Source organism: Rhodoferax sp., from assembly GCF_023700745.1.
Classification (GTDB): domain Bacteria; phylum Pseudomonadota; class Gammaproteobacteria; order Burkholderiales; family Burkholderiaceae_C; genus Rhodoferax.
In genome coordinates, this window is record NZ_JAMPYG010000019.1 from 1 (window position 1) to 18078 (window position 18078).

The window sequence follows — 18078 nt, forward strand, 5'->3', positions numbered from 1 at the left end:
CACCATGCGCCTGAGTTTGCTGAGGGTTCCCACGTCTATCACTCCTAATCACCCCTGCTCAAAAATGAAGCAAGAATTGTGGATAACGTGGCTCAGTTTTCGACTGGAATTCCTACTTTTTTGGCCCAACCTTCATTTGGAATCAACACGCTGTCATGCATGCGCTGGGTCTGGCCTCTGATGAGATGTTTCCCGGTCCGACCACCCCCGACCTTGAGTGGCAAACTTGGATCGTTTACTCGGCCATTCCGCTGGGGACGGCCCTGATGTGCTTCCGGTTTTTGCAGGTCGCCTACACCTTTGCCCGAACCGGCGAACTGCCGCACCACGACCACAGCCATGTAGATGGCTTGGACGACGTGGACGTCATCGATGAGTTTCATCCGCATGAGATATATACCGCTGGATCAGGCAAAGCCAATGGGAGCAACAAGTCATGAGTACCGCTGTCATTTTGTTTCTGCTTATCGCGCTCATGCTCACGGGCATGCCGATCTCCATCTCGCTGGGCCTTACTGTTCTTTCATTCCTCTACCTGTTTACCCAGGTGCCGATCGAGTCGGTGGCACTGAAATTGTTCACTGGCATTGAAAAGTTCGAGATCATGGCGATTCCGTTCTTCATTCTGGCGGGTAATTTCCTGACCCACGGGGGTGTGGCCCGGCGCATGATCCACTTTGCTACCTCGATGGTAGGCCATTTTTACGGTGGTCTGGGTCTGTCCGGGGTGGTGGCCTGTGCCTTGTTTGCAGCCATCTCAGGCTCCTCCCCGGCCACGGTGGTGGCGATTGGCTCAATCTTGCTGCCCGCCATGGTCAAGGCAGGTTACCCAATGAAGTTTGGTGCCGGTGTGGTCACCACCGCCGGTGGTCTGGGCATTCTGATTCCACCGTCGATCGCCATGATCATCTACGCCGTGGCCACCAATTCGTCGATTGGTGCGCTGTTCATGGCAGGTGTGATTCCGGGGCTGGTGCTGGCCTTCTTGCTCGGTGTCACCACCTGGTATGTAGCCCGCAAAAACAACTACCCACGCCAGCGCAAGGCCAGCTGGGTCGAGCGCTGGAAGGCGCTGCGCGAAGCGTTCTGGGGCGTGCTGCTGGTCTTCATCGTGATGGGCGGCATTTACTCGGGCGTGTTTACACCCACTGAGGCGGCAGCTGTAGCGGCGGTTTATGCGTTTGTGATTGCCATCTTTGTCTACAAGGACATGCAGCTCAAAGACGTGACCAAGGTTTTCGTGTCATCGGCCAACATGAGCGCGATGTTGCTCTACATCATCACCAACGCAGCGCTGTTTTCGTTCTTGATGTCGTACCAGCATGTACCCGAAGAAATGGCGGGCTGGATGTTGTCCCAGGGGCTGGGCCAGATTTCGTTCCTGCTGATCGCGAACCTGTTGCTGCTGGCAGCCGGCAATTTCATGGAGCCGTCATCGATCATCCTGATCCTGGCGCCAATTCTGTTCCCGATTGCGATCAAACTGGGCATCGATCCGATCCACTTCGGCATCATCATGACGGTGAATATGGAAATCGGCATGTGCCATCCCCCAGTGGGACTGAACCTTTATGTAGCTTCAGGCATCACCAAGATGGGCATTACCGAATTGACCGTCGCTGTGTGGCCATGGCTACTGACCATGCTGGCCTTCTTGGTACTCGTCACCTATTGGTCACCACTGACCTTGTGGCTGCCTAAAACGCTTGGAATGATGTGACAAAAGGGATTTATGTCCGAATTGCACAAGCTTCAGACGCCCCATTTTTTGGAAAAAAACCTCTGATGAAACTCACAAACTGGATTGGTCGCTCGGAAAGCGTGTGTGACACAGCCACCCCAACCCCCTACGCCGCACTCTCAGCCACCTTTGACCGCGAACCGACACATCCTGAAGTCGGCACACCGCTACCACCGCTTTGGCACTGGCTTTACTTTTTGCCCCTGTGCCGCCAATCGGGAATTGGGGCGGACGGCCATGCCAAGCGCGGTGGCTTCCTGCCTCCGGTGCCGCTACCACGGCGCATGTGGGCGGGTAGCCAGTTCACCTTTCACCAGCCATTGCGCATTGGCGACGCGCTGGAGCGCACCTCAACCATTGCCGACGTCTCTGAAAAAACCGGCCGCACCGGCAAACTGGTATTTGTCAAGGTGCGCCACGAAGTACGCCGTGAGCGTGAAGCCGATGTGGCGTTGACGGAGTTTCATGACATCGTATACCGCGAAGCCGCCCAATCCGCCGACATTGCCCCGCCACCCAAGGCAGCGCCAGCCAGCGCAGTGTGGGAAAAACGCTGGGTACCCGACGACGTGCTGCTGTTTCGCTACTCGGCGCTGACCTTCAACGGCCACCGCATTCACTATGACCGCAAGTACGTGACCGAGGTCGAAGGCTACCCCGGTCTGATCGTGCACGGCCCGATGGTGGCCACACTGCTGCTGGACCTGCTGCGCCACCAGATGCCCGATGCACAGGTGCTCAGCTACGAGTTCCGCGCCGTGCGTCCGGTATTTGACATCAACCACTTTTTTGTCTGCGGCGAACCGCAAGCCGATGGCAAGACCATCCATCTGTGGGCCAAAGACCATGAAGGTTGGCTGACCATGGATGCCACGGCCGTGATCGCCTGAGGAGTAAGTATGCAACCCCTCAAAGGCATCACCGTTGTGACTCTGGAGCACGCCATTGCGGCTCCGTTCGCCACCCGTCAGCTGGCGGATCTGGGTGCGCGTGTCATCAAGATCGAGCGCCCCGGCGTCGGCGACTTTGCCCGAGCTTACGACAACCGTGTGCGCGGCATCGCCTCGCACTTTGTCTGGACCAACCGCAGCAAGGAAAGCCTGACGCTTGATGTCAAACACCCCGAGGCACAAAAAATCCTCAAACGCATCATTGAGGAAGAGGCTGACGTGGTGGTGCAAAATCTGGCACCAGGTGCTGCTGCCCGTTTGGGCTTGTCGTATGAAGTGTTGAGCAAGGCCAAGCCCGGCATCATCGTCTGCGACATCTCGGGCTATGGCGACGATGGCCCCTACCGCGACAAAAAGGCCTACGACCTGCTGATTCAGAGCGAGGCCGGTTTTGTGTCTGTCACCGGCACCGAAGACACACCGTCCAAGGCCGGTCCGTCGATTGCCGACATTGCTGCTGGCATGTACGCCTACACCAACATCCTGGCCGCGCTGATGCATCGCCAGCAAACCGGTGAAGGCCAGCACATCGACATCTCCATGCTCGAAGCGTTGACCGAATGGATGGGATACCCGCTGTATTACAGCCTGGACGGCGCCGCACCCCCCAAACGCACCGGAGCCAGCCACGCCACCATTTACCCGTACGGTCCGTTCCCGGCCGGTGACGGCAAGACTGTGATGCTGGGTCTGCAAAACGAGCGTGAATGGAAAGCCTTTTGTGAACAGGTGTTGCAACAACCCGGGCTGGCCACGGACGAGCGGTTTGCCAGCAACCCCAAGCGCGTGGCGAATCGCACGGTGCTGTATGAACTGATCGTGCAGGCCTTTGCCTGCCTGAGCGTAACCCAAGTGGTGCAACGCCTGGAGGCGGCGCAGATCGCCAATGCCCAGGTCAACACCATGGCCGAGGTCTGGGCACACCCGCAACTCAAGGCGCGTGACCGATGGACCGCTGTGGATACGTCGGTGGGCAGTGTCCCCGCGCTGCTGCCACCAGGTTCCTGGATGAAGGGGCCACCGCGCATGGATGCCGTGCCCGCCTTGGGCCAGCACACAGAGTCCATTTTGTCGGACCTGGGCTACAGCACTGAACAGCTCACCGCACTGCGCGCCGAAGGGGTTGTGTGAGCCCCATCATCTACTTGTTTGTGCCCGGCAACCGCCCCGAGCGTTTCGCCAAAGCCCTGGCCAGCGGCGCTGACCGGGTGATTCTGGATTTGGAAGATGCCGTGGCACCCGATGACAAGGTAGCGGCGCGCACCCACATGGCTGGCTGGCTGAACACGCTGACACCGCCTGATCGGGATCGGCTGCTGGTACGTGTCAACGATGCCGCCAGCCCCTGGCATACGGACGATTTGCATTGGCTGCGTGGTTTGCCTCTGAGGGAAGTGATGCTCTCCAAATGTGAATCACCTGAGCAGGTTGACCAGGTCGCGGGACACCTGTCTGTCGGCGCCAGCGTGCTGCCGCTGATCGAAACGGTGCGCGGCGTTTTGGCCGCAGCAGCCATTGCCCGGGCTTCGAACGTGTCGCGGCTGGCGTTTGGCTCGCTGGACTACCTGCTTGATCTGGACCTGCCTGGACCCGGCTTTGCGCTGGATGCGGCCGCCTTGGCCATCGCCATGGCATCACGTGCCGAAAGCCTGCCGCCCCCGGTGGCCGGTGTCACGCCCGAGCTGGACGCGGACGCGGTGCAACGTGACCTGGCGCATGCCCGGGCTTTGGGTTATGGCGCCAAGATGTGTATCCATCCGATGCAAGTCGCCGTGGTGCGCAAGGCCTTCAAACCCGACGCGCAGACGCTCGCCTGGGCCCGGCGCGTGGTCGCCCAATGGCAGCAGTCCAACGGGGCGGGTGCGATCCAGGTCGACGGGAAGATGGTCGACAAACCGGTGCTGTTACGCGCCGAACGCATGCTGGCCTTAGCCGGTCAATCTCAATCTCTTTAACTTTGACAGACAGGGAAACCCCCATGGCCTCCACCATCATTGACTCCCGGATTTTTGGCGACATGTTCAGCGATGTCCGCATGCGCCAGGTCTGGTCGGACGAAAACCGCACCGCCAAATACCTCGACATCGAACGTGCCCTGGCCAAAGTCCAGGGTCAACTGGGCATCATCCCCCAGGAAGCCGCGGACGAAATCGTCCAACACTGTGAACTGTCCATGATCGACTGGGACAAACTCAAAGCCAAGACCGAGCAAATTGGTTACCCCATCATCGCGGTGGTGAATCAGATCAATGCCAACTGCCGCGACGGTCTGGGCGAATACTGCCACTGGGGTGCCACCACCCAGGACATCACCGACACCGCCGCCGTGCTGCAAATGCGTGAAGGCCTGGCGCTGGTCGAACAAGACTTGGCCGACATTTCGGATGCGCTGGCCACCTTGGCCAAAACCTACCGCGACACCCCCATCATTGGCCGCAGCAACTTGCAGCAGGCTACCCCCATCACCTTTGGCTACAAAATGGCCAGCATTCTGGCCGGCATCGAGCGCCACCGTGAGCGCCTGAGTCAGCTCAAGCCCCGTGTCCTGATGGGCGAGTTTGGCGGGGCCTCCGGCACACTGTCTTCGCTGGAACAAGGCGCCATGGAAACCCAAGCCGGCTTGATGAAAGAACTGGATCTGGCGCAGCCGCTGATCTCCTGGCACACCGTGCGCGACACCATTGCCGAGGTCGGTGCCTTCCTCGGCTTGGTCGGCGGCTCGCTCGGCAAGATTGCCATGGACGTGAAGCTGCTGATGCAAACCGAGGTGGGCGAGGTGTTCGAGCCCTATGCCCCCGGGCGTGGTTCGTCGTCAACCATGCCGCAAAAGCGCAACCCGATATCCTGCCTCTACATCCACGCCAACGTGTCGGTGGCACGCCAGCACGCCGCCGCGCTGATGGATGCCATGGTGGCCGACCATGAGCGCTCCACCGGCCCCTGGGAAATTGAATGGGTGTCGTTGCCGGAAATCTTTTGCCTGATGTCGGGCGCATTGAAGCAAACCAAGTTTGTGCTGCAGGGTCTGGAGGTGGACGCCGTGCGCATGCGCGCCAACATGGACATCACCAATGGCCTGGTCATGTCCGAGGCCGTGATGATGGGTCTGGGCCCGTACATTGGCCGCGAATATGCGCACGACCTGGTCTACGACCTGTGTCGCCAGGCCTTGCGGGAAAACCGCCCGCTGATCGACATTCTTGAAGCCCACCCGGAGATCAACAAACACGTGAGACGCGCGCAGCTTGAGACCATGTGCGACCCCATCAACCACCTGGGGCAGGCCGGTGTGATGGTGGACCGTGTGCTGGCCGCGCGCCAGGGAGCTTGACCCACCATGCCCACACCTGACAAGCAAACAACCGTTGACGTGTTGGTGATCGGCGGCGGCAATGCCGCCCTGTGCGCCGCGCTCATGGCGCGCGAGGCCGGTGCCAGTGTCTTGCTTCTGGAGTCCGCCCCGCGTGAATGGCGCGGCGGCAACTCGGCCCACACTCGCAACCTGCGTTGTATGCACGACGCGCCGCAAGACGTGCTGGTCGATGCCTACACCGAAGAAGAGTTCTGGCAAGACCTGCTGAAGGTCACCGGCGGCCTGACCAATGAGCAACTGGCCCGGCGTGTGATCCGCGACTCCAGCACCTGCCGCCCGTGGATGCGCAGCCATGGCGTGCACTTTCAGCCCTCGCTTTCAGGAGCGCTTCACACGGCACGCACCAATGCGTTTTTTATGGGCGGAGGCAAGGCACTGGTGAACGCCTACTTTCGCAGTGCGGAAAAGCTGGGTGTGCAGGTGCGCTACAACGCGCCGGTCAAGCGGATAGAGCTGGACAACGGCCACTTTGTTGCTGCCCATGTGGAGGCCAAAGGCCTGGATGGGCGCGTACGTTCTGAGCGCATCACGGCTCGCGCCTGTGTGCTGGCCGCTGGCGGCTTTGAGTCCAACCGCGAGTGGCTGCGTGAGGCCTGGGGCACCAACGAGCGCGGCGAAACCCCGTCTGACAACTTCCTGATCCGTGGCACCCAATTCAATCAGGGGGTGTTGCTACGTCACCTGCTCAATGACCATGGTGCCGATGCGATTGGTGACCCGACACAAGCCCACATGGTGGCCATTGATGCGCGCGCCCCGCTCTATGACGGTGGCATCTGCACCCGCATTGACTGCGTCTCGCTCGGTGTCGTGGTGAACCGGGAGGCCAGGCGCTTCTATGACGAGGGTGAAGACTTCTGGCCCAAGCGTTATGCCATCTGGGGCCGTTTGGTGGCTCAGCAGCCGGGGCAAATCGCCTATTCCATCATCGATGCCAAAGCCATCGGCCGCTTCATGCCACCGGTGTTTCCCGGGGTCAAGGCCAACACCCTGTCCGAGCTGGCCAGCCAACTCGGACTCGATGTCAACACCTTCATGCAAACGCTTAACGAGTACAACAACGCTTGCCAAGTGGGCACCTTCGACCACACTGCGCTGGACGACTGTCATACCGAACAGGTTTCACCCGCCAAAACCCATTGGGCGCGACCGATCGATACCGCTCCGTTTTACGCTTACGCACTGCGACCCGGCGTCACTTTCACCTATCTTGGCCTCAAAACCGATGAAACAGCCGCCGTGCGCTTCGGTGATGTGCCCAGCGACAACCTGTTTGTGGCGGGTGAAATGATGGCCGGTAATGTCCTGGGCAAGGGTTACACCGCCGGTGTCGGCATGTCGATTGGCACAGCATTTGGCCGGATTGCAGGCGTTGAAGCCGCACGCGCCGCAAAGCAACAGGGGGCGATCCATGCAAGCGCTTGACAGCCTGGTAAACGATGCCCGGCAACTGGCGGCGGGCCACGGAGCGGCATCACCCGCCGTGACCGAGGTGGCGAGGCAGATGCAAATCTGCAACGCCTGCCGCTACTGCGAGGGGTTTTGCGCGGTGTTCCCAGCCATGACCCGGCGGCTGGAATTTGGCCCGTCCGACATTCACTACATGGCAAATCTGTGCCATAACTGTGGCGCTTGTCTGCACGCCTGCCAGTACGCACCGCCACATGCATTTGCAGTCAATGTGCCGCAAGCCATGGCGCAAGTGCGTGGTGAAACCTACGTGGCCTATGCCTGGCCTGCGTCACTGGGCAAGCTTTACAAGCATAACGGCCTGACCGTATCACTCGCCCTGGCCGCTGCCCTGACTCTGTTTCTATTGTTGGCGCTGGCTTTGAACGGTAGCCTGTGGGGCGGGTCATTGCAGGGCGATTTTTACAACTTGTTCCCGCACAACCTGCTGGCAATGATGTTTGCACCGGTCTTTTTGTGGGCGGTAGTGGCGTTAGGAATCGGTGTCACGCGTTTCCTGCGCGACGTATCGCCAGCCACAACGGGGCAAGCCATTGCAGGTGGCGATGCCCTGCAAGCCACACAGGATGTGCTCAAACTCAAGTACCTGGACGGTGGCCATGGCGAGGGCTGCCACAACGAAGACGATGCGTACACGTTGTCACGCAGTCGGGCCCACCACCTGACCTTTTATGGCTTCATGCTGTGCTTTGCGGCGACGAGCCTGGCAACTATTTATCACTACGTCTTTGGCTGGCACGCGCCCTATGACCTGCCGAGTCTTCCCAAGTTGCTGGGCCTTGTTGGGGGTGTCAGTCTGCTGCTGGGCACGACGGGCCTGTTCAGGCTCAAGCTGAGCCGTCATCCATTACACGGCGACGAGGCGCAAAAACCGATGGACTATGGCTTTATCGCGCTGCTGTTTTTGACCAGCGCCACCGGTTTGCTGCTGTGGCTGGCGCGTGCAACACCCGCTTTGGCGCTGCTGCTGGCACTGCATCTGGGGGTGGTGATGGCCTTGTTTGCCACCTTGCCTTATGGCAAATTTGCGCACGGCATTTTTCGCGCCGCTTCATTGTTGCGTTACGCAGTAGAAAAACGCCAGCCCAGTTCCCTGGCACTGGGAGACGAATGACATGACGCTTTCAATCCCCTGTGTGCTGATGCGGGCCGGCACCTCGCGTGGCCCGTTCTTTCTGCGTGATTGGCTGCCCGACGGCGACGAGGCCAGGAACCAGGCGCTAATTGGTGCCATTGGCGCATCGGACCCGCTGCAACTCGACGGTTTAGGCGGTGGCAGCACGCTTAACAGCAAAGTGGCTATCGTGTCACGCTCCACCCAGCCTGACTGCGATCTGGACTATCTGTTTGCGCAAGTCGGCGTGGGTCACCAGTCGGTGGATACACGCCCCAACTGCGGCAACATGCTCTCGGGCGTGGCGCCCTTTGCCATTGACCAAGGTTTGATCCCGGCGCAGGACGGCCTCACCACGGTGCGGGTGTTCAACGTCAACACGGCATCGCGCATCGATGTGACTGTGTGCACACCCGGTGGCAAGGTCACCTACGAAGGGGATGCGCGCATTGATGGGGTGGCAGGTACCGCCGCACCTGTGTTGCTTAACTTTTTGGACGCTTGGGGTTCCGTGACAGGGCACCTGTTTCCGACCGGTCAACGCATTGATGTGATCGACGGACTGGCGTTGACTTGTATTGATGCAGCGATGCCATTGATGATCCTTCGCGCAACCGATCTTGGATTGAGTGGGCGGGAACGGCCAGCAGAGCTTGATGCCAACCAGGCGCTGCTGGCACGCCTTGAATCACTTCGCCTGCAAGCGGGTCTGCGCATGGGTTTGGGCGATGTGTCCGGCAGCGTGGTACCCAAGCCGGTTCTTGTCAGTGCGGGTGATGCGCTCAACAGCATCACCTCACGCTACTTCACACCCCATAAATGCCATGCGTCGCACGCGGTGACTGGCGCCATTGGCGTGGCAACAGCTTTTGCCTTGCCCGGCACGGTGGCCAGTGGGGCTAATATGAAACCGGGGCGCCATGGTTTGGTGGTGTTGCACCCGGCAGGTCAGATCGATGTCGAGGTCGTCCTGCAGGGCGAAGAAGAGGAAGCCGCCTTGCAAAGCGCAGCCTTGGTCCGCACCGTGCGCAAGATCATGCAGGGCGTGCTGCATTTGCCGGGCTATGTGTTCCCGCCAACCTCCACCGATACCTCAGAAGTCGTTGCAAGCCAGGGTCGTCGACAGTTTCCGCAAAAGGAAATTCGCATCATCGTGCCGACGAGTTCAGGCGGCGGCAACGATACCATGGCCCGTACGCTGACCCGCAAACTGGGCCCCGTTTTGGGTCAGGCGGTGGTGGTCGACAACCGCGCTGGCGCCAACGGCACCATCGCCAGCGAGTATGTGACGGCAGCGCAGCCGGATGGTCACACTTTGCTGTTCGGGTACATCGCGACTCATGGCATCAACCCCGCGCTGCAGAAGCTACGCTACGACCCGGTGGCCGACTTTGCGCCCATTGGGTTGATTGGTTATTCACCCACACTGTTGGTGGTACCCGCTGAACTGCCAGTTCACTCGGTGGAGGAACTGGTGCGCCTGCTGCGCACCTCCGCCACCCGCCTGAGCTACGCCTCGGCGGGTGAGGGCACGGTGCCACACTTTGCTGCCGAGCTATTCAAGCTGCAAACCGGAACACAACTGCAGCGCGTGGATTTCTCCGGCGCGGCACCAGCCATTGCCGACGTGGCCAGTGGTCTGGTGCAAGTGATGTTCCCTAGCCTGTTCACAGCACAGCCCTATCTGCGCAGCGGCAAACTCAAGGCGCTGGCCGTCGCGGGGGCCAGCCGCTTGCCCGCGCTGCCAGACCTGCCCACGCTGCTGGAAGCGGGTGTACCCGGGGTCGAGTTGACCCAGTGGTACGCGCTGTTTGCCCCGGCTAAAACACCCGCCTCGATAGTGCGGCAACTTAATTCGGCGCTGAACGCCGTACTGCAAGACCCTGAGATCGTCAGCCGCATGGAAGCCGACGGAGCCCGCGTGCAAACCTCGTCACCCGGCGAGCTGCACGACCTGCTGATGACTGAGAGCGAAAAGTGGCAGGAGGTAGTAATTAATGCTGGAATCAGGTCCGATACCGTTCAAGAAATTTAGAACAAATTGAACTTCAAGGTTGGGTTTTGAGCAGGCATCCAAGGAAACCAATCGTCAACAATGGGCAGCTATAAGTGTCGACGACGGACCGGTTTATGGCAAGTTCAAATGCTCAGCTTTTGTGGGTACAGACGCGTCGAGTCTGAATCGTTGCGGCCAATGACGTAAAGCTATTTACGACTTTATTTGGTCAGAATAGTGGCCATGGCCTGTGGTCAAATCACAGGCTTGTTTCATTCACGCTTCCTATGCTTTACCTGATCCTGGGGCTGTTGCTGTTTTTAGGCACACATTCCGTGCGGCTTGTGGCCGACGGCTGGCGCACCCGTACCCGTGCCAGGCTGGGAGCCCTGCGCTGGCGTGGACTGTACACGCTGCTGTCGTTGCTGGGATTTGTGCTGATCGTGTGGGGCTTCGGCCAGGCGCGACAAGCGCCAGTGCAGCTGTGGAGCCCGCCGCCGAGTTTGCGCCATCTGGCAATGCTGTTGACCTTGTTGAGTTTCGTGCTGTTGGCCGCCGCTTATGTACCGGGTAACCGCATCAAGGCACGTCTGCACCACCCGATGACGGCCGCCGTCATACTCTGGGCCTTGGCCCATTTGCTGACCAATGGCAGCCTGGCGCACGGGGTGCTTTTCGGCACGTTTCTGGTTTGGGCCCTGTTGGTGTTCATGGCGGCCCGCCAGCGCGATGCGCGTGACCGCACGCGCTATTCAAAGGGAACCACTGGCGCAACCGGGATCACTGTTGCGTTGGGGGCGGCGCTCTGGATCGGTTTCACGCTCTGGCTACACGGACTGCTGATTGGCGTGCGACCTTTCGGTTAGCCGCCCATCATCAACTACTTGATATCCATCAGCCACTGGATCATGTATTTGGCAATAAAGCCAACCATGCCAAACGCCAGCCCCAGCATCATCACAAAAAAGCCGAATTTTCCCGCTTTGGACTCCCAGGCCAGCTGGCCAATGATGAACAACATGTAGAGCATCAGGCCACCGACGCCAAAGCTCATGCCAAAAGCGGCGATTTGCTCTTCGGAAAAACCAAACATCAGTTTTATTCCCGTTCTGGCAAGGCTGACGCGTCCAGAAGATCACGGTAGGCATGCCAACTGGCGTGCCCGAGCAAGGGCACCAACAGCACCAGGCCAGTGAGGGCGGTGGCAAAACCCACGAAGGTCAGTACCATGAGGATCGCCCCCCAAAAAGCCATCGGTACCGGGTTGCCCAAGACCACCCGCCAGCTCGCGGCAATGGCCTGCCCGATGCCGACCTGACGGTCGAGTAGGAAGGGGATGGTGATCACCGTCGAGGCAAAAATGGGCGCCACCAGCGACCCCCCCAGCACCAGCCAGGCCTCGAACAGCCAACCCTCCCTGGCCAGCACCACCTGCTCAACAAAGACCAGCGGCGAGGTGATGGGCACAGGTGCCAGCCAGGTGATCAGGGCCGCTGAGACGAGCACCCAGACGGTGCCGCCCAGGGCCAGCAGCACGCCAAACCGCACCAGCTGCCATTGCGCCTCACCCCAGGGCTGAATCCGGCCATGCTTCCAGTTGAGCCAGGTTTCCAGCACCTTGGAAAAGCCGGCTTTTTCGCCGCGCTCAAGGCCACGACTCAAGGCATACAAACTGGTTACCAACACCGGGCCCACCAACAGGAATCCAGAAAATGCGCCGGCCAGGAACCAGAAACGCTCATGTGCCACCCACAGCATCAGAGCCCCGGCCAGGGCGATCGCCACGCCATGCAACACGCTGATCCAGCCGCAACGGGTCACGTCATGCCACGCCCTGACCAGCCAACGCAGGGGTTGGCCAGCATCAACGGTGCGAACGATGGCCCTGGCACTGGAGAAAGCAGGGTAGTTGGCGGGTGGCGGAGGGTTTGGCATGGCGAGTCAATCAATACAACAGGCCAATGTTGCCACAAGACCGCATCCCGCCGGGCTCTGGCCACCAAATACCAGGAGTCAAGCCCCGGACAGGATTACAGTTTCAGCTGCGTGGCTCTCATGCCGCCGCGAGGACCATGACCGTGTCTCTGGCCCATCATGACTTGCGCATCAAACACTTTTTGTTGGTCTGGCGTCAGTACCGCATAAAACGCCTTGGTGGCCTCGCCGCGTTTGTCCATGGCAGCGCTCATCTCGCCCAGATGCTGGGCGCGCAGTTCTTTCATTTTGTCAATGCGCTCGGGGGTCGTGAGCTTGGCCAAGTCAGGCATGGTTGCCATCAGGCCCGTCATGGCTGCTGTTGGCTTGTGGGAATCGACGAATGCTGTCCAGGCCGGTTCTTGCGCCGCGCTGAGCTTGAGCTGTACCTTCAGGGCAGCGTGTCGCTTGTCCATTAGCGCCGGTATTCTGGCCGGGTCCATCCTGCCGATGCCGCGGTGACTCATACCGTAGCCTTGCATGTACCCATGCGGTCCCATCGTGTCGCACGGAACACCACCCCCCGGGGCTTGCGAGTAGGCCAGCCCGGCCGCCAGCATCAAACCAGCAACCAGAGAGATCTTGAGATTGGTTTTCATCATCATGTCCTTCAGGTTAGAACCAATGACCAAACAGTGGCATCGGCGTGAAGGGAAGTGTGCTCCGCCCATGTATCCTGACCATGAGGATGCGTCAAAGCTTTGTAAAGTTTTATCCCGTGCGGCATCCGGATTTAATGGGATGATTGGCGCTTTCGCGTTTGTATTTATCTTAGAAGGTTAGCTGTGTTCAAGAATGTCATCATGTACCGCATCGCCGCGGGTTGGCGCGTGAGTGCCGAGGAAATTGAAGCCCGTTTGCAGGACAACCACTTTGTTGAATGTGGTGCCAGCCAGGAAAAATCGATGGGCTGGGTGGAACCGCGAGGCGAGGCCAACGGGCCGCTGCTGGAGGTGGTGGCAGGCCAGTGGATTTTGAGGCTCATGACCGAAACCCGCGCCCTGCCCGCCTCGGTGGTCAACCGCAAGGCCCAGGAGCGTGTGGCACAGATTGAAGCCAGTACAGGCCGCAAACCGGGCAAAAAGGAAACCCGTGACCTCAAGGACGATATTCGCCTGGAACTCCTGCCCATGGCTTTCACCAAACAGTCCAGTACCCGGGTCTGGATTGACCGGGAAGCACAACTGCTGGTGACGGATGCCGGCAGCCAGGCCCGCGCCGACGAACTGGTCACCCTGCTGGTGCAAAGCCTGCCCGGACTGGCTTTGAGCCTCATCAATACCCAGATGTCACCGAGCGCAGCCATGGCCGACTGGCTGGTCAGCCAGGAAGCGCCACAAGGCTTCAGCGTGGACCGGGAGTGCGAGCTCAAGGCCGCCGACGAGTCCAAGGCAGTGGTGCGCTACGCCCGTCACCGGCTCGATACCGATGAGGTCAAACAACACATTGAAGGCGGCAAAATGCCCACCCGACTGGCCCTGACCTGGAACGACCGCGTCTCGTTTGTGCTCACCGAAGGGCTGCAACTGAAAAAGCTGGCGTTTCTGGATGTCGTGTTTGAAGGTACCAGTACAGGCAAAGACGATGGCTTTGACGCCGATGTGGCCATTGCCACCGGCGAACTCCAGAAAGCGCTGCCAGCACTGCTGGAGGCGCTGGGTGGCGAGCCACCCCTGGCCTGATTTACTTTTTCGTCGTGCAGGTGTTCCAGCCAAAAATGGCGTAGGGCGGACACCAGCCAATGGCACCGGTGGCCAGCGGCAGCACACCAAGCCAACCCCAAGCGCCAATCGTGCCCGTAACCGTCAAACCAATTAGTACCAGGCCAATGGCAATACGCAAAATGCGGTCAATGCCGCCAACGTTTGATTTCATGACAACTCCTTGAAATGACGTTAAAAATACCGACCCGCAACCTGATTCAAGCCGTCAAGCCGCAACGGTGTAACCTTCTTCGGCAATCGCGCGGGCCAATGCTTCGCGCGGCTGCTCGGAGTCCACTTCGACACGGTTTTGAATGCGGTCGGCGTGCACCTCGGCCGTGCGGTCGAGCTGGCGCACAGCACGCACCACCGCTTTTTCACAATGTTCACAGGTCATGCCGGTTACGTTAAAAATCTGCTTCATCTCAATTTCCTCGAAAATACGGAAACAACAAAAACGCATATTGTGAACCTTGTCAGCAACCTCAGGCGCTACTTTTCATGACAACATCTCAACCCCTCCCTGATTCCCTGCGTATCGACCTTGGTATACACGGCATGACGTGCGCGTCATGCGTGGGCCGGGCTGAACGGGCGTTGAAAAAAGTAGTCGGTGTGCAAGAGGTCAGCGTCAATCTGGCGACCGAATCGGCGCGTGTGATCGTCTTGCCGTCTGAGCAAATCGAGGCCCGACTCCGACGGGCGGTGCGTGATGCCGGCTATGAACCGGTGGCTGCCAACGCCGCCATTGATGCGCCTACACCGTCAAACTGGTCCGGTTTTGCGCCTGTGGCAGTGGGCCTGGCGCTGTCATTGCCCTTGATGTTGCCCATGCTGGGTGATCTTTTGGGACAGCACTGGATGCTGCCAGCCTGGGTTCAGTTTGTGTTGGCCACGCCGGTGCAATTCGTTCTGGGGGCACGGTTTTACAAGGCAGGGTGGCATTCGCTCAAGGCGCTGAGTGGCAACATGGATCTGCTGGTGGCCATGGGTACCAGCGCGGGCTGGGCCCTTTCGGTCTGGCTCTGGCTCAGCGCTGCGTCTGGTGACATGCCGCACTTGTATTTTGAGGCCTCTGCCGTCGTGATCACTCTGGTGCTGCTGGGCAAATGGCTCGAAGCCAGGGCCAAGCGCCAGACCACTTCGGCCATCCGCGCACTGCATGCCTTGCGACCCGAAACAGCACACTTGCTGGGGATCGACGGCGAAGTTGACGTGCCCATTGATGAAGTGCTGGTGGGTGACGCGCTGGTGGTACGGCCGGGTGAGCGTTTTGCCGTGGACGGTCTGGTGCAGGAAGGGCAAAGCCAGGTGGATGAATCGATGCTTACCGGTGAACCCTTGCCGGTGTCCAAAACGCATAACGACAAAGTCACGGGTGGCACCCTCAATGGTGATGGCCGGGTGATTGTGAAAGTAACAGCCACCGGCGTCGATACGGTGCTGGCTGGCATCATCCGCCTGGTCGAGGATGCGCAGGCTGCCAAGGCTCCGATTCAGCGCCTAGTGGACAAGGTAAGCGCCGTGTTTGTGCCCGTGGTACTGGTGATTGCGCTGCTCACGCTGCTGGCTTGGTGGCTCAATGGCCAGGCATTCGAAGTGGCGGTGATCAACGCCGTCACGGTTCTGGTGATTGCCTGCCCCTGTGCCTTGGGGCTGGCCACACCCGCTGCCATCATGGCGGGAACAGGCGTTGCTGCCCAGCATGGCATTTTGATCAAGGACGCGCAAGCGCTGGAACTGGCGCACAAGGCCGATGTGGTGGTTTTTGACAAAACCGGCACGCTCACGCTGGGTCAGGCGCGACTGACAGACTTTGTTGTTCCCGAGCATGCGGATCGTAACGCCTTGATGACCCTTGCCGGCGCTTTGCAAAGCGGCAGTGGCCACCCGCTGGCCCGCGCCGTGGTCACGGCGGCCCTGGACCAGCAATTGATTTTGCCAACGGTAACGCAGTTGCAAAGTATGCCGGGCAAGGGCTTGCGTGGTCTGGTGAACGGCGGTGATTATTGGATTGGCAGTGTGCGCTGGATGCAAGAGCTGGGAGTACAACTCAATTCCCTGGAGCAACGCTTGCAGTCGCTGACGGCCCAGGGTGCCACGCTGGCGGTGATGGCACAACAAACACCTGCCGGCTTGCAAGCCTTGGCCCTGCTGGCTTTTGGCGATGAACCCAAAGCCGAAGCTAGCGCAGCAATAACCACTTTGCGTGCACGCGGCATCCGCGTCAAGATGCTGTCGGGTGATAACACGACGGCAGCGCTGGCCATGGCGCAACGCGTCGGCTTGCAGCCTGATGAAGTGATCAGCAATGTGTTGCCCGGCGACAAGGCGGCTCACATCACCACACTCAAAAAACAAGACCTCACGGTTGTGATGGTGGGTGACGGCGTCAACGACGCACCCGCCCTGGCGGCGGCTGATGTGGGCATGGCTATGGCGAATGTGGGAGGCGGTACCGATGTGGCCATGCACGCGGCAGGCATCACCCTGATGCGCGGTGACCTGGCGCTGGTGGCGGCTGCCCTGGATATTTCAGATCGCACCGTGTCAAAAATACGGCAAAACCTGTTTTGGGCCTTTATCTACAACGTGGCAGGCATTCCACTGGCCGCTTTCGGCTTTTTGAACCCGGTCATGGCCGGCGCTGCCATGGCGCTGAGCTCGGTTAGTGTCATGAGCAACGCGCTTTTGCTCAAACGTTGGAAGCCTGACTAAATCTTCATACAAGCATGGGCAAGTCAAGGAAAGGACTAATTCCCGGGTTTGTAAGTGGCGCTTTGAACCACCATATAAGTCACCGCGTTACGCAGATCGGTATCACTGAGCTGCGCCATGCCTGAGCGTGCTGGCATGGCTTTGTGACCGGAAATGGCAGAACGAACAAGACCATTCATACCCTTTTGTAAACGCGGTTTCCAGGCATTGAAATCATCGATGCGCGGTGCCCCCTCCTTGCCATCTCCATGACAATTGACGCAATGACTTTGCACCAGTTGTTCTCCTGTCATGCTGGTAGGTGACGCATAGGGCTTCTTCGGATCCACAGCTTTGCCAAAGCTCACCATGAAGGCAATCGCACGGCTTAGTTCAAGGTCGCTCAAATCCGGCTGCCCTGCGTGGGCTGGCATTTTTCCAATACCGGCTATGGCACTTTCTGTCAATTTGGCCAGTCCCTTTTTGGTATGTTGGGTCCAGGCAGCCACATCACCAATTTTCGGGGCACCGTCCTTGCCACTGGTGTGGCACGCTGCGCAGGTCTGCTCAACCACCGCACGACCCGTTCTTTCCTCAGCCATGGTGTTGGATACACCCAGCGTCAAAACAGCCAACGAAGCTACCACCAACCAATGATCACGAACTTGCATGAACACTCCTCGCTAGCTGTTCCCGAAACCAGCATTGTGATTTACGAGAATCAATTCTAGGCCATTCCCGCCAGGATACAACCCGCTACGGCCCTCCACATCAACGGCCGTAAAAATTAAGTACCTAGCGTGCGTCAGGCAACTCTATCTTGACTTCCAGCACTTCCAGGTTGTCCTGGCGCTCCAGATTGACCTTGATGTCGTCAGGATTGATCTTGATGTACTTACTGATGACGGCAATCAGTTCACGTTGCAGGTCAGGCAAATAATCTGGCGTGGCCGGACTGCGGCCATTACGCTCATGCGCCAGGATGATTTGCAGACGCTCTTTGGCAAGACTGGCAGTTTTCTTTTTCTCGCCCAGAAAAAATGAGAAAAATGACATGGAC

At 59.3% G+C, this 18078-nt stretch carries 18 protein-coding genes and 1 pseudogene; 12 read left to right on the forward strand and 7 right to left on the reverse strand.

The annotated features are described in order from the left end of the window. Window positions 1-227: 227 nt before the first annotated feature. The 10 genes and pseudogenes from NDJ10_RS13175 to NDJ10_RS13220 all read left to right on the forward strand — a co-directional run. Window positions 228-440: pseudogene (locus NDJ10_RS13175) on the forward strand (TRAP transporter small permease); the annotation flags it as partial. Continuing rightward, window positions 437-1720 (forward strand): TRAP transporter large permease subunit, encoded by a 1284-nt coding sequence (locus tag NDJ10_RS13180; RefSeq protein ID WP_296163017.1) that lies wholly within the window; start codon window positions 437-439, stop codon window positions 1718-1720. The pseudogene NDJ10_RS13175 and the gene NDJ10_RS13180, both read left to right, overlap by 4 nt. Window positions 1721-1785: 65 nt before the next feature. Then, a complete protein-coding gene (locus NDJ10_RS13185; protein WP_296163019.1) occupies window positions 1786-2631 on the forward strand; it encodes a MaoC family dehydratase N-terminal domain-containing protein in 846 nt (281 codons plus the stop codon). Window positions 2632-2640: 9 nt separating this feature from the next. Continuing rightward, the gene (locus NDJ10_RS13190; protein ID WP_296163021.1) at window positions 2641-3822 is read left to right on the forward strand and encodes a CaiB/BaiF CoA-transferase family protein; all 1182 of its coding nucleotides are present in this window, start codon (window positions 2641-2643) and stop codon (window positions 3820-3822) included. Then, entirely contained in the window at window positions 3819-4646 is an 828-nt protein-coding gene (locus NDJ10_RS13195; RefSeq protein WP_296163023.1) for a CoA ester lyase, read from the forward strand. The genes NDJ10_RS13190 and NDJ10_RS13195 overlap by 4 nt, the downstream gene beginning before the upstream one ends. Window positions 4647-4669: 23 nt before the next feature. Next, window positions 4670-6022, forward strand: coding sequence for an adenylosuccinate lyase family protein (locus tag NDJ10_RS13200; RefSeq protein WP_296163025.1), 1353 nt, complete (start codon window positions 4670-4672; stop codon window positions 6020-6022). A gap of 6 nt (window positions 6023-6028) precedes the next feature. Then, window positions 6029-7489 carry an FAD-dependent tricarballylate dehydrogenase TcuA gene (gene tcuA, locus NDJ10_RS13205; RefSeq protein WP_296163027.1) on the forward strand — a complete coding sequence of 487 codons (1461 nt, stop codon included), beginning with the start codon at window positions 6029-6031 and terminating at the stop codon, window positions 7487-7489. Beyond that, entirely contained in the window at window positions 7476-8648 is a 1173-nt protein-coding gene (tcuB, locus tag NDJ10_RS13210) for a tricarballylate utilization 4Fe-4S protein TcuB (RefSeq protein ID WP_296163029.1), read from the forward strand. The genes tcuA and tcuB overlap by 14 nt, the downstream gene beginning before the upstream one ends. A 1-nt stretch (window position 8649) precedes the next feature. Continuing rightward, window positions 8650-10683, forward strand: coding sequence for a 4-oxalomesaconate tautomerase (locus tag NDJ10_RS13215; RefSeq protein ID WP_296163032.1), 2034 nt, complete (start codon window positions 8650-8652; stop codon window positions 10681-10683). A 248-nt stretch (window positions 10684-10931) separates the two neighbouring features. Beyond that, entirely contained in the window at window positions 10932-11510 is a 579-nt protein-coding gene (locus NDJ10_RS13220) for an NnrU family protein (protein WP_296163034.1), read from the forward strand. 14 nt (window positions 11511-11524) lie between these two features. Here the strand turns inward: NDJ10_RS13220 and NDJ10_RS13225 are convergent, their stop codons facing one another. The 3 genes from NDJ10_RS13225 to NDJ10_RS13235 all read right to left on the reverse strand — a co-directional run bounded on the left by NDJ10_RS13225 (window position 11525) and on the right by NDJ10_RS13235 (window position 13217). After that, window positions 11525-11737: a DUF2788 domain-containing protein gene (locus tag NDJ10_RS13225; RefSeq protein ID WP_296163036.1), complete on the reverse strand. Its 213-nt coding sequence runs from the start codon at window positions 11735-11737 to the stop codon at window positions 11525-11527. Between the two features lie 5 nt (window positions 11738-11742). Beyond that, on the reverse strand, window positions 11743-12579 hold the full coding sequence (locus NDJ10_RS13230) for a DUF2189 domain-containing protein (protein WP_296163038.1): 837 nt from the start codon (window positions 12577-12579) through the stop codon (window positions 11743-11745). A gap of 95 nt (window positions 12580-12674) precedes the next feature. Beyond that, the gene (locus tag NDJ10_RS13235; protein WP_296163040.1) at window positions 12675-13217 is read right to left on the reverse strand and encodes a Spy/CpxP family protein refolding chaperone; all 543 of its coding nucleotides are present in this window, start codon (window positions 13215-13217) and stop codon (window positions 12675-12677) included. 186 nt (window positions 13218-13403) lie between these two features. Here NDJ10_RS13235 and NDJ10_RS13240 point away from each other — a divergent pair, with 186 nt between their 5' ends. Further along, window positions 13404-14300 carry a recombination-associated protein RdgC gene (locus NDJ10_RS13240; protein WP_296163042.1) on the forward strand — a complete coding sequence of 299 codons (897 nt, stop codon included), beginning with the start codon at window positions 13404-13406 and terminating at the stop codon, window positions 14298-14300. Between the two features lies 1 nt (window position 14301). Here the strand turns inward: NDJ10_RS13240 and NDJ10_RS13245 are convergent, their stop codons facing one another. Continuing rightward, window positions 14302-14493, reverse strand: a complete 192-nt coding sequence (locus tag NDJ10_RS13245; protein ID WP_296163044.1) for a DUF2892 domain-containing protein — start codon at window positions 14491-14493, stop codon at window positions 14302-14304. Between the two features lie 54 nt (window positions 14494-14547). Next, window positions 14548-14745, reverse strand: coding sequence for a cation transporter (locus NDJ10_RS13250; RefSeq protein WP_296163047.1), 198 nt, complete (start codon window positions 14743-14745; stop codon window positions 14548-14550). Between the two features lie 77 nt (window positions 14746-14822). Here NDJ10_RS13250 and NDJ10_RS13255 point away from each other — a divergent pair, with 77 nt between their 5' ends. Further along, window positions 14823-17039 (forward strand): heavy metal translocating P-type ATPase, encoded by a 2217-nt coding sequence (locus tag NDJ10_RS13255; RefSeq protein WP_296163049.1) that lies wholly within the window; start codon window positions 14823-14825, stop codon window positions 17037-17039. Between the two features lie 35 nt (window positions 17040-17074). Here the strand turns inward: NDJ10_RS13255 and NDJ10_RS13260 are convergent, their stop codons facing one another. Both NDJ10_RS13260 and minE read right to left on the reverse strand, forming a co-directional pair. After that, window positions 17075-17689, reverse strand: a complete 615-nt coding sequence (locus NDJ10_RS13260; RefSeq protein WP_296163052.1) for a c-type cytochrome — start codon at window positions 17687-17689, stop codon at window positions 17075-17077. A gap of 124 nt (window positions 17690-17813) precedes the next feature. Beyond that, a complete protein-coding gene (minE, locus tag NDJ10_RS13265; protein ID WP_296163054.1) occupies window positions 17814-18074 on the reverse strand; it encodes a cell division topological specificity factor MinE in 261 nt (86 codons plus the stop codon). Window positions 18075-18078: the final 4 nt, after the last annotated feature.

Coding starts and splice junctions, on each gene's coding strand:
- NDJ10_RS13180 (WP_296163017.1), top strand. CDS start 437: ATGAGTACCGCTGTCATTTTGTTTCTGCTTATCGCGCTCATGCTCACG.
- NDJ10_RS13185 (WP_296163019.1), top strand. CDS start 1,786: ATGAAACTCACAAACTGGATTGGTCGCTCGGAAAGCGTGTGTGACACA.
- NDJ10_RS13190 (WP_296163021.1), top strand. CDS start 2,641: ATGCAACCCCTCAAAGGCATCACCGTTGTGACTCTGGAGCACGCCATT.
- NDJ10_RS13200 (WP_296163025.1), top strand. CDS start 4,670: ATGGCCTCCACCATCATTGACTCCCGGATTTTTGGCGACATGTTCAGC.
- tcuA (WP_296163027.1), top strand. CDS start 6,029: ATGCCCACACCTGACAAGCAAACAACCGTTGACGTGTTGGTGATCGGC.
- tcuB (WP_296163029.1), top strand. CDS start 7,476: ATGCAAGCGCTTGACAGCCTGGTAAACGATGCCCGGCAACTGGCGGCG.
- NDJ10_RS13215 (WP_296163032.1), top strand. CDS start 8,650: ATGACGCTTTCAATCCCCTGTGTGCTGATGCGGGCCGGCACCTCGCGT.
- NDJ10_RS13220 (WP_296163034.1), top strand. CDS start 10,932: ATGCTTTACCTGATCCTGGGGCTGTTGCTGTTTTTAGGCACACATTCC.
- NDJ10_RS13225 (WP_296163036.1), bottom strand. CDS start 11,737: ATGTTTGGTTTTTCCGAAGAGCAAATCGCCGCTTTTGGCATGAGCTTT.
- NDJ10_RS13230 (WP_296163038.1), bottom strand. CDS start 12,579: ATGCCAAACCCTCCGCCACCCGCCAACTACCCTGCTTTCTCCAGTGCC.
- NDJ10_RS13235 (WP_296163040.1), bottom strand. CDS start 13,217: ATGAAAACCAATCTCAAGATCTCTCTGGTTGCTGGTTTGATGCTGGCG.
- NDJ10_RS13245 (WP_296163044.1), bottom strand. CDS start 14,493: ATGAAATCAAACGTTGGCGGCATTGACCGCATTTTGCGTATTGCCATT.
- NDJ10_RS13250 (WP_296163047.1), bottom strand. CDS start 14,745: ATGAAGCAGATTTTTAACGTAACCGGCATGACCTGTGAACATTGTGAA.
- NDJ10_RS13255 (WP_296163049.1), top strand. CDS start 14,823: ATGACAACATCTCAACCCCTCCCTGATTCCCTGCGTATCGACCTTGGT.
- NDJ10_RS13260 (WP_296163052.1), bottom strand. CDS start 17,689: ATGCAAGTTCGTGATCATTGGTTGGTGGTAGCTTCGTTGGCTGTTTTG.
- minE (WP_296163054.1), bottom strand. CDS start 18,074: ATGTCATTTTTCTCATTTTTTCTGGGCGAGAAAAAGAAAACTGCCAGT.